The organism is Salinimonas profundi (genome assembly GCF_014750655.1).
In the GTDB taxonomy this organism is placed as follows: domain Bacteria; phylum Pseudomonadota; class Gammaproteobacteria; order Enterobacterales; family Alteromonadaceae; genus Alteromonas; species Alteromonas profundi_A.
The window spans coordinates 224122-235305 of record NZ_JABBXD010000001.1; the positions used below are offsets into that span (position 1 = coordinate 224122).

The 11184-nt window shown below is 50.4% G+C and carries 9 protein-coding genes and 1 riboswitch; of the genes, 7 read left to right on the forward strand and 2 right to left on the reverse strand.

The genetic code is table 11. From position 1 onward, the window contains the following. Positions 1-135: 135 nt before the first annotated feature. Together HHX48_RS00950 and HHX48_RS00955 are read right to left on the reverse strand one after the other, a co-directional pair. Positions 136-2772: a carboxypeptidase-like regulatory domain-containing protein gene (locus tag HHX48_RS00950; RefSeq protein ID WP_191021771.1), complete on the reverse strand. Its 2637-nt coding sequence runs from the start codon at positions 2770-2772 to the stop codon at positions 136-138. Then, the gene (locus HHX48_RS00955; RefSeq protein ID WP_191021772.1) at positions 2772-3374 is read right to left on the reverse strand and encodes a hypothetical protein; all 603 of its coding nucleotides are present in this window, start codon (positions 3372-3374) and stop codon (positions 2772-2774) included. The genes HHX48_RS00950 and HHX48_RS00955 overlap by 1 nt, the downstream gene beginning before the upstream one ends. A 304-nt stretch (positions 3375-3678) precedes the next feature. Here HHX48_RS00955 and HHX48_RS18885 point away from each other — a divergent pair, with 304 nt between their 5' ends. The 7 genes from HHX48_RS18885 (at position 3679) to HHX48_RS00990 (ending at position 11182) form a co-directional block, all read left to right on the forward strand. Next, positions 3679-4179, forward strand: coding sequence for a MipA/OmpV family protein (locus tag HHX48_RS18885; protein ID WP_191021773.1), 501 nt, complete (start codon positions 3679-3681; stop codon positions 4177-4179). A 1-nt stretch (position 4180) separates the two neighbouring features. Then, on the forward strand, positions 4181-4468 hold the full coding sequence (locus tag HHX48_RS18890; RefSeq protein WP_263406903.1) for a MipA/OmpV family protein: 288 nt from the start codon (positions 4181-4183) through the stop codon (positions 4466-4468). Further along, positions 4455-4847, forward strand: coding sequence for a DUF3019 domain-containing protein (locus HHX48_RS00970; protein ID WP_191021775.1), 393 nt, complete (start codon positions 4455-4457; stop codon positions 4845-4847). Before HHX48_RS18890 ends, HHX48_RS00970 begins: the two co-directional genes overlap by 14 nt. Further along, positions 4847-5545: a response regulator transcription factor gene (locus tag HHX48_RS00975; RefSeq protein ID WP_191021776.1), complete on the forward strand. Its 699-nt coding sequence runs from the start codon at positions 4847-4849 to the stop codon at positions 5543-5545. Before HHX48_RS00970 ends, HHX48_RS00975 begins: the two co-directional genes overlap by 1 nt. Beyond that, positions 5538-6749: a sensor histidine kinase gene (locus HHX48_RS00980; RefSeq protein ID WP_191021777.1), complete on the forward strand. Its 1212-nt coding sequence runs from the start codon at positions 5538-5540 to the stop codon at positions 6747-6749. Before HHX48_RS00975 ends, HHX48_RS00980 begins: the two co-directional genes overlap by 8 nt. Positions 6750-6826: 77 nt before the next feature. Continuing rightward, complete coding sequence (locus HHX48_RS00985) at positions 6827-7792, forward strand: ribonuclease Z (RefSeq protein WP_191021778.1); 966 nt, start codon at positions 6827-6829, stop codon at positions 7790-7792. Positions 7793-7968: 176 nt separating this feature from the next. Then, a riboswitch (cyclic di-GMP riboswitch) is annotated at positions 7969-8055 on the forward strand. 79 nt (positions 8056-8134) lie between these two features. Then, positions 8135-11182, forward strand: a complete 3048-nt coding sequence (locus HHX48_RS00990; RefSeq protein ID WP_191022570.1) for an NEW3 domain-containing protein — start codon at positions 8135-8137, stop codon at positions 11180-11182. Positions 11183-11184: the final 2 nt, after the last annotated feature.

An 11184-nucleotide genomic window follows, 5' to 3' on the forward strand; every position in this document is an offset into this window, starting at 1 on the left:
CTTATCCAGACGAGAACAGGTTTTGTTATAAGAATGGACGCTGGAGAGATTAATGACAGGTATGTTTCAGTGACAAAAAAAGGCCCTGACCTGGCGGGGAGCGCCAGCGGGCCAAGGACAGCACGCGCTCGCGTTCTAGTAACTGTCGTTTACGTGGTCGCAGCGACCAAACTGTGCGCCGTGTTTCGTGACTGCCTGAACAACCTGTTTAGGGAAGCTCAGTTCCTGGTCGGTGCCGTTCTGACACACGTAGGCTTTGTCCATATCCACATCAAAGGTGATTTGGGCCCCGGCTAAGCCACCAAACAGCTCTGAGCCATTGGCGCTGATACCAAAAGGGTTATCCATCACAAACTGAGAGGCTTCCACGACACCTTGCCTGCCAAAAAACTCGCCCATCGTCATCCAGCCCAGTCCCTTAATGTAAATCGCGCCTTTAAAACCGCCAGATAACAAGCTTCCCGCACGGGCAGTAATAATACTGAGGTCTTCATTGGCATCGAGCAACGTCATGCGAGGCACGCCCGCACCGGCTGCCACCAGGCTGTCATGGTCATAGCCCAGCTCGCAGAAGTTAGTCCAGCGCGAGATGTAATCCACATCTTCACACCAGCGCAGATTACCCAACTCATGGATAGTATCGGTTTGCGTATCCCACAGCTTGATACCCGTTGCTTCGCGGTAGCGACTGTCAAGATTGAGCGCACCAAAAGCAACATACCGACCATCCTGTGAAATAACCGTAGAGTCAGAAGCACCGTATTCAGAATAGATATCTCGTAACTGACCGTTCACCCAGGCGACCTGTCCAAACCCGTTGGTCATGCCAGTTACGGTGTGGCCATTGCCCGCTACACGATCCGCGCGGATCCAGGCGGTGGTGCGGGTGGTGTTTCCTTTGTCATCCTTCAGCGCCACATTCAGCGTGCTGCCGTAACTTGCCGGTACGAACTCGATATCGTCTTTTAGCGGGGTAATCTTGCCATCTTTCCAGATTGCCGGAACGGCTACTGAACTTTCGCCTGCCTGACACTCAGCATTGCCACTGGTCGCTTCACGAAACGTACCGACAACGACATCGCCTTTGTCGTTCATATCCCAGACAGATGCCGAAGACACGCCGCCAGAGCTTCCCAGCGTGCAGGTACCATTGCTGGGATCATCCATTGCAGTAAGCTTGTTTGCCTGAATGTCCCACATAGCGGGCGTTTTTATACCGTTGTCGTTAAAATCACTGACGCCGGCAGCTCTGGTGGCGGTTTTATTCATAGCGACATTAGCAGCGTGTAATGCAGGCTCGCCATTATCTTTCAGCGGCACTGTAAACAGGTTTTTATCGGTTGAATCATAAATAAATATCATGCCGCTTTGCGTGGTGCCCAGGGCGCGCTTGCCATTTTTGGCATGGTCCATGACAAAGGCTTCCACCAGTGGCGTGTACTGAATGCCATCGGTATACCCATTAAAGTAAATGTCTGCCTGTGTTGTCTGACCGGCCTGAGCCACAATAGGTGTGATCTCGCACACATCATCGCTGGCAGGGTTTGCACTTTCTGCGTCATTCCAGTATTCGGCAACAGACACCAGCGAAGTAGGGCGGGTGGGATAACCACCCGCCTTGATGGTTTCAAGGTAGATGGCATAGCGGGCACCGGGTGTCAGACCATTAATGGTAAAGGTGCCGTCGGGCCCTGATAAGCCCTGTGTCATGTTACCTGCCTGCTGTGTAATAACATCCTCGTAAGGATTGTCCATATTACGGGCAATGATGTTGATACCTGAATATTCAACGCCTTCTTTGGTGCGCAGTGTGCCGGATATCGACCCATACTGTGATTTGTAGGCTTCGGTAGGGTACAGATCAGAAAGGTTTACCTTGTCGTCGCTGATGTTCACAGATGACTGGGCTGCACCGGCCGCACTGCGTACATCGATAAACGGAAACATGGTTTCTATATGGTTAGCCATCGACAGACTCGGGCTGGTGTAAGTGTTTGTGCCCTGACATCCGGGTACACCGTCATATTGCGGTGAGTAACCTCTTGCCATATACACAAGATGGCCGTTGGCCTGTGAATGCGACATGTTGATTGCATGGCCGAATTCGTGGGTGAACACCCCTGAATGGTTGTCCAGATTCGGATCCTTGCTGTCAACAAAGTAACCGTTCATCAGCGCGGTGGCTTCAATGATTTCACCGGTTTCCTCGTTTGCCCACTCGGGAAAAGCAATGCCCAGTACCTGATCGCGGGAAACACCAAAATAATTCTGCAGTATTTCGCCATCAGTATCGTAAGTTACCCAGAAGCCATAGCCGTTTTCTTTATCATAAATCTGCTGATAATTAGTGCCGTTGACATCGCTTATACCAAGCTGCTCTTCGATGGTGCCCTGAACTGTCATGGCGAAGGTGGATGTCTCGACATTTGACCATTGCGCGATGGCGCTGATGGTCGCCTCGTTCGCCTTGTCGACAGTGACATAGGTGACATCGCGTTCAACAGGCGTGTAGGCCTCAATAACGGTTCCATCAGGCAACGTTAAATCATGATTCAGTGTCGTGCCCGCTTCCAGCACACTGTATGTCTGAACCAGATTACCGTCTTTATCCTCAATTAAACGTCCGCCATCCGTGTAAACAGGGATGGGGCCATCTGAGGTATCCCACTTGTAAGGCTTCATAGTGGGTTCGTGAATATACAATGGTCCACCGGCCATTGCACTGGCAGACATGGTAGCTATAAATGCGGTTGCAATACGTGATAATTTCATTATTTTACCTCTGCCAGTTTGCCAATCAGATTCATAAACGCGCCAGCGTCTACCGCGCCAGGCGTGGTAATCATGTTTTGCTCTTCCGGGCTAAGCGCTGTGGTCTTCATATCCTCGAAAAGTCCGTAGTTGCCGACGTCGTTGATCACTTTTCCATTTTTTATGCTGAATTTGTCTTGCTCCAGACCCACCGTTGAGCGTAAGCCACCGCCGAAGTCCGGATTCATAAAAGCGATAACGTGTTCTCCTTCTGTCCAGTTAGCAAAGCCTTCTGGTGAGACCCCCAGGTACACTTTGCCGTTTCCCATCGTGCGAGGCTTTAACAGTCCAAACTGACGAAAAGTGAAGTGACTGCCCTGGTCATGTTTACCTTTGGCATCTTTACCAACCTCTATGGTGACTTCCGTGTAAGGGCGGCCTTTGTTATCAAAGCCATCGGTGACCGACAGCACTTTGCCGGAAATGATACTGGCCGATGCGGTGACCAGTTGATTCAGGTTTTGCTTAACATGTTTTTGGGCCAGTGCAGACGGCGCCAGCATCATGCTGGTGCTTAAAACCGCAGCGGCAGAAAGCGTCGTTAACCAGTTTGTCACTTTCATATTTTGTCCTCTCGGAGTGGGTGAGTTGTGTGCTTTCGATTTTTCTTTCCCTGATCGCTTTTGTGCGGGGAAGTGATTACCAAAAAACCACAGGCAGGTGCTGTAAATCACGCTTTTTCGTGTAGCCATTTGTAGCGCTATGTAGCGTTTTGTAGTAATTGCAGCCAGACTATAGAAGTACTGGTCCACCTGCTGATAGTGTGTGGGTTTACAACTTTTTCACATGTGAGATTGAGCTACGAGAGTGCATCGCTTCGTTTTATTTTTTTGCCAGTGTCTGCTTTTAAGCGGCATGAGCGGCATCGTGTCCGCTAAAGAGACTAACCATGATCATGTGCCGGTCCACGACTGGGGTGTGGACATTGCACTGGGCTATGGTGCTATTGAGAACCCATTAAACAAACGCGAGTCGCTTGAAACGCTGGTGGTCCCTCAATGGTATTACTACGGCGAGCGCTTCTATGTGGAAAATCTGGAGTTGGGCTACACCCTGTTTGAAAATGATCATTTACTGGTGGATTTGGTCGGCTTTCTAAACGACGACGGGGTGCTTTATAACGTCGACAATAAGAATGTCTCGATTCTGGATATCAGTAATCTTATTCCTAATGTTGGCAGACCTATCAATGGCAACCCCGTTGAATTTGACAAAATAAAACGAAAGTTTACCTACATGGCGGGTGGCCAGGTCTTCTGGCTGACAGAATATGTGGATGTAAAGCTCTTGTATGGCAAAGATGTCACCGTCGGACATGAAGGGGGAAGAGACACTTTTATCACTGCAAAAAAGCTATCAGATCGATAACATGCGTCTGTTCTGGGAGGCCGGTGTGCAGCGAAAAACGGCGGCACTGAATAATTACTATTATGGTTTGCGGGCCAGTGAGCGGGGGCTTCGCAACGATACCGATGTTACCGGCAAAAGCCTCATGAACTATTATGTAAAGATTGCTGCCACCTATCGGATTTCAGCCAGGGTATCGGGTGTGTTTTCACTGCAGCATACACAGATGAATGACGATTTACTGATAAGTCCATTGTTACGTGAAGACAATTACTTAAGTGGGTTTGCAGGGATCAATGTGCATTTTTAATAAACTATTTACCGGTTCTCTTACCCTACTGTTCTGTTTAAGCGGTATCACTCCCTCATGGGCAGAACCGCAGCTCAATCTGAAGCCAGAAACCTGCATTCGAGATGAAAACGGAGAATGCGTCACGACGCTGAACATTCAGTATACGGATGATGAGCGACGCGCTATATGTGTTGCCATCGAGCCTCTGACCTGGGAACAATGCCAGCAGGAAGCGCGGCGACACGAAATAGATGTAGCGGTGCGTACCCGTCAGAATTTACAGGTCACCGCATTAGATGCACAGGATCGCCGGATACTGAGCGAAGCAACACTGATCCTGGCGACGTTTAAACCCGATGCGACACGCAAGCGCCGCCGCTTTTCCTGGAGTTACTGATGGCCAGCCCGGGTAAAAAAATCTTACTTGTTGAAGATGATATCCCGTTATCAGAACTTATTGCCGATTACTTACGGGAAAAGGGGCTGATTGTTATCAACGCCATGAACGGGGCCCAGGCGATTCAATATAGCCACGAGCAGGAATTTGATTTAATCGTGTGCGATCTGATGTTGCCAGACACTCATGGTTTTAAACTTGCCGAGCGAATTTGTGGTGACCAGCATTGCCCGCTGATCTTTCTTACCGCTGTCAGCGATGACGATACGCATATTTATGGCCTTGAGCTGGGTGCGGTGGATTTCATCGCAAAGCCGGTCAGACCGCCTGTACTGCTGGCCAGAATAAACGCGCAGTTACGCAAGCAACCGGTGGTAGAGGATGCCGCTATTGTCGAATTAGGAGATTACAAACTCGATTACCGGGCAAAAGGGTTATACCAGGCCGGACGCTCGATCGCGCTGACAAATCAGGAATTCGATATTTTATGGTTGTTTATAAAATATTCCGACAGTCCCATCAGTCGCGAATTTATGTTCCAGCAAATTGTTGGCAGACCGTATGATGGCAGTGACCGCGCGGCCGATCTGAAGATCAGCCGGTTACGCAGAAAACTGGCACAATCAGGCTGTAACGACCTGCATATAAGAACCATTCGCGGGCGTGGTTATATACTGAGTCTGGATAACCATGCGTAAGCAATTAGTCAGAGTGTATGCGGTGCTCATTCTAACGGTAGCCGGCCTGCTTGCCGGTGCCGGTGCGCTGTTTGAAATGCTGATGGTAAACCAGAACAGCTACCAGTTGTCGTTACCCCTGGTCTTTGAACAACATGTACAAACGCCGGATGCTGCCCGCGTTCGCGAGGTTAAACCGGCCACTGTCCAGTTTCCGCCATCACTGAGCGAAAAGCTTAATAAGGGCGAGATAGTGCCGGTTGTTCGTCATGACAATCACATTACTTACTATAAATTGCAAAGTGATAAGCTGCTGGCAATCGGCCCCATAAAGGACGACAGCGTACACTGGGAGCAGGCAGACCAGACATTTTCGCTGATGTTTTATATGATGCTGGCCCTGGTACTTTTGATCTTGCTGTTCCCGGTTGGCAGAGATATTTTGCGCGTTCAGCGCGCCGCTATTCGCTTTTCCCGTACGCCGCAGACTTTAAAGCTTGACGTAAAGCCTTCTTCAAGCGTGTATCCGCTTGCACAGGCGCTGGAAAATATGTCCGCACGAATTGTAGAGCTGCTGCAATTGCAGCGGGATTTATCTAACACGGTGGCCCACGAAATACGCACACCGCTGTCCCGAATGGAATTTGTGCTTCAGCAGATAGCTCCGGACATTGCGGTGCGTTATCGTCAGCGGCTGCAAAAAGATATTGAAGAGATAAACTTGCTGGTCACCGACTATCTGCAATATGCACGCAGTCAGCATCAACAACCCCCGCTGAATATTCAGGCGCAGTCTGGCGACGTATTGATGCGCGTGCTTAATGACAAGTTTGCATTTTATCAGACCCGGATCATGATTCATTACGACTGGGATGATACGGTTTGCCAGTACGATCTGGGTTTAATGCAGGTGGCAGCGCAAAACCTGATAATGAACGCACTGCGATATGCACATAAGGATATCCGGGTTACCTGGCGGGTTGGTGCACAATACTGCGAACTATGTGTAGCGGATGATGGTGCAGGTTTGAAGGGTAAGCACGCGGCCCTGAAAGACGCATTTAAACAGGGAGAGAATGGGACCGGTGACATGGGGTTCGGACTCGGATTGTATATCACCCATCAGATCGCGCAGCAGCACGGCGGTGAGTTGCATATCAGTAATGATGACGGGCTGGGAGGGGCACGGTTCACGCTAACCTGGCCATCTGGTGCCGCGGGTTGAGATGGCGCATGCGGACGATTACGCTTTTTAGCACATGACGTAGTATGAAGCAGAATAGGCAAAACAGGAGTGCGTCCATGCAGGTACAGATTCTGGGAAGCAGTTCAGGAACACCGACAAAACAGCGAAATGTATCGGGGTACGCGGTGTCTCGCGAGGATCTCAAACCCTGGTATCTGGTGGATTGTGGCGAGGCGACACAGCATCAGATCCTGAAAACCCGGTTGTCGCTTTTTCATCTTGAGGCAATACTGATCACCCACAAGCATGGCGACCACTGTTATGGTCTGCCGGGGCTGATTGCCTCGGCAGGACTTAGCGGGCGAACCCATCCACTAATTGTTGTAGCACCGGCTGAGGTACTTGCGTTTATTCGCGCCGCCATGGCGATGAGCGAATGGAATTTGCCATTTCAACTGCAGCTAAGTACACCCGAAGCACTGCGTGAGCATTCATTTAGCTGGGTGGCAATCCAGAGTTGCCCGTTGCAACACCGGGTGCCCAGTTTCGGCTATAAATTTACTGAAACGCACATTTCACGAAAATTAGATATCGAAAAACTTCAGGCGCAACAAATCGCCAGCGGGGCTCACTATAATCGACTCCAGCGGGGCGAAGATGTTGTATATAACGGGCAGCAACTTCTTGCCAAGACCTACAGCTATCTGGCCTGGCAGCCCAGAGTAATGGTTATTTGCGGCGACAACGAGACACCGTCATGCCTTGATCCTGTTATTGATGGCGTGCACCTTCTGGTCCATGAGGCCACATTTCTTGCTGATGACCTGCATAAGGTGGGAAGTCATACCGGACACAGTGATGTCAGACGCATCAGTGCTTATGCACAGGAAAAAGCGATCCCGGCACTGCTGCTCACTCACTTTAGCGCGCGTTACGCCCCTGGGGAAGGGATGCAGCGCCTGATTGATGAAGCAACAGAACACTACACCCATCGTTTATTTTTTGCCGCCGATGGGATGCGTATCAAACTCAGCAAAACTCTGGAGGCGGAATGCGTTCAAAATGACTTTAATGACTGTTGAGTTTTAACAGCGTCTATCTGTTTTCATGATTATTCGCTTTCTGCCTGTTGATTTATAAATACTTTTTTATATAGCTTAAATAGTAAACAGTTTTGTCATTGAGTGCTTGAAATCCAGATTGCTAAGATGCGCCTTCGCATGGACCTTAACAGGCCATGATGTAGGATTCGAAAGCACTCTCGAAACGGCAAACATTACGGAATTAAGGGACGCAAAATCACAGGCCCTGAACTGGTAAAACAGTGGGCAGCTGGATTACCGAAAGAGGCGCGTTGATAGAGCTCGGTCGCAATACCGGGAGCTTTCGAAGTGTTGTATAAACTTTGAGAGGTTCCCGTAGTGATGATAAGTAAAGGCGATGTAACGCCTGAAAAGCGTTTGTCTTTTTTCAAAGCCTGTGGACTGGCACTGATAACCAGCACACTGAGCTTCCACACCACGAGCATTAACGCCGCCGACAAAAATACAAAACCACAGCAGCATGTAGCCATCGGGGCCGGACAAAAACATGCCGGTCCTGACGAGCTAAAGGTGCAACTGGAACGGCAAACTGCCACGCTTGCTAAAAGGGTGCAACGCCGCGAAGCAAACAAAACCGCTCAGGATTATGAGCAGCAGCTTGATGCACTGATCACCGAGCGACAGCAGAACCAGTATGCTGTGCTGCAGCACGACCCCAATGCTGCGCTTCGCACCATCCTGCCTGCAGCTAAACGCAAGGGCATGCCAGCACCCATAAAGGCAAAGTTAGCGCAACAGGCTGAGCTGGTGGGTGAAGTGGATGTGGTGTATGAAGATTCAACGTTGCCGGGCCGAACCCGCTTGAAATACTACCTGACAACGAGTAAGCAAAAATTACGACTTTTCCTTCCTGACGACCAAAACCTACCACAACTACAAACCGGCAACACAGTGCGCGCCAAAGGGTGGCTGTTTAAAAATGGCGATCCGGCACGCCCGGAATCATCATTAGTGTTGGGGAACAAACACAGAGCTATTGATGTGCTTGCGGCCGGAAGCGATGTTGAAAACACTGCTACCTCTTCAGATGCCGCGCTAACAGGTACCACAGGAGAACAAAAAGTACTGGTACTGATGCTGAATTTCCAGGACAACACCAGTGCCCGCCCGTGGGCCATGCAAGAAGTTGAAAACATGGTATTTGGTCGTGTAAATGATTACTACCAAGAGACCTCCTATGGGCAAACCTGGCTCACAGGCGATGTGCGCGGCTTTTACACCTTACCGATCAACACTACTTGTGACTATTTTGGTTTGGACAGATATGCCCAGCAGGTAGCCGAAGACAATGGTATCGACCTGAGTCAGTATCAGCGCCTGGTCTATATGCTTCCAAAAAACGAAAACTGTACGTGGCGCGGGCAGGGCACCGTGGGCGGAAACCCCTCGCGCGCCTGGCTAAACGGTGAGCTCAACCTGTTGACCATCGGTCATGAGCTGGGGCACAACCTGGGGCTCAAGCATGCTAAAGAGTTAAATTGTGGTAGCGGCTATATAAGCGATGACTGTGTTGCGATTACCTATGGCGATACATTAGATATCATGGGTAAATCCGAGGGGCACTTTAACCTGTTCAATAAAGAGCGACTGGGCTGGTTGACGGCACAGCGCGGTGAAATCATCACTGCCGATGTTGATGGTAGCTATCAGCTGGAGCCCTATGAGCAGACCTCAAAAGGTTATGCCAAAGGCTTAAAGGTTCGCCGGGGCACCGATGCGACTACCGGCGATCCGCTATGGTATTACCTTGAATATCGTCAGGGCACAGGCTTTGATAGTTTTCTGTCAGGCAAGGCGGTGACTGACGGTGTGCTGGTGCATCTTAATAGTCCGCAGGAGAACCTGGCCAGCAGTCTGCTGCTGGACATGACGCCACGCAGTTCTATCTACGATCTGGATGATGCGGCGCTGACCAGCGGCAACAGTTATCATGATTCCGAGGCCGGCGTCACTATGACCACCGAGTGGGCCGATAACCTGAGCGTGGGCGTTAATATCAGCTATTCAGAACAGCAAAGCTGTGTTGCAGCGCAACCAGATATTGTACTGGGTTCAGACAGCAGTGTATGGGCCGCGCCGGGGGAAACTGTTTCCTACAGTGCAACACTGACCAATAACGATAGCGCTGAATGTGGTAACAGTGAGTATAACGTGTCTGCGCAGGTGCCACAGGAATGGAGTAATAGTCAGGAATTGGCAAGTCTGGCGCCAGGCGAAAGTGCGACGGTTACCGTCAATGTAACGTCAGATTCCACGGCTACAGAGGGGTTTTACGATGTCACTATCGTTGGTGTGAATACCAGCGATAGCGGTTATCAGGCGAGCACGACAGCATCCTATGTGGTCGAGACGCCGGTGGCTGAGTGTGTATCAGCAAATCCACAGTGGACACTGCATGACAACAGCTCAGCAGAGGTGGCCGCAGGTACTGCTGTGACTTATTCAGGCACGCTAATCAATCAGGACGATGCCAGTTGTGCCGCGTCCACCTTTGATATTAGTGCAAGTTTGCCTGCCGATTGGGGGGCTACCAGTCCCAGTGTAACGCTGCAACCGGGTGAATCACAGGCAGTAAACATTGATGTCGCCTCAGCGGCGGATGCCAGCGCCGGCGTGTATGATTTTAGCCTGATTGCACTGAATCGTGATAATAGCGGCTATCAAAGCTCTGCCAGCGCCACTTATAAGGTGGCTGCGCCCACATCCAGCTGCCAGTTGGCAGTTCCAAAGCTAAGCGTCATTGATGAAACAGGCGCTGAAGTTGAAGCCGGCGCTGAGCAGCTTTACCGCATCGACATCACTAATCAGAATCAGGACTGTGACGATGCAACCTATGATATAAGCATTGCGTCGCCAGACGGTTGGAACGCCAGCAGTAGCACCGTGACACTGGCCAGTGGCGCCACCAGTATCGTGGACGTGAGAGTGGTGTCATCGACCAGCGCCAGCGCTGGTAGCTATAATCTTGTGTTATCGGCCACCGATGTTGTGAATACAAGCTATAGCAGCACCAGTGAGTTGGTCTACCGCATCACAGAGCAGCAAAATACGGCGCCGCAAGCCAGGAATGACACTGCAATTCTGCCATCCAAGATCGCTATTTACATCAATGTGCTTAGCAATGACACGGATAGTGATGGTGATAGTCTGATTGTGAAAAGTGCGACACAGGGCAGCAAGGGCAGTGTGCAGATCCTCAGCGATGGCAGGATTCAATATACCCCGGCAAAGAACTTTAAAAATGGCGATAGCTTTAGCTATACCATCAGTGATGGCAATCTACAGTCTTCAGCGACCGTGACGATCAGTCTGGATGGCGCAGGTGGTGGCAACGGCGGTGGCGGCAACAAGGGGAAGGGAAAAAACTAATC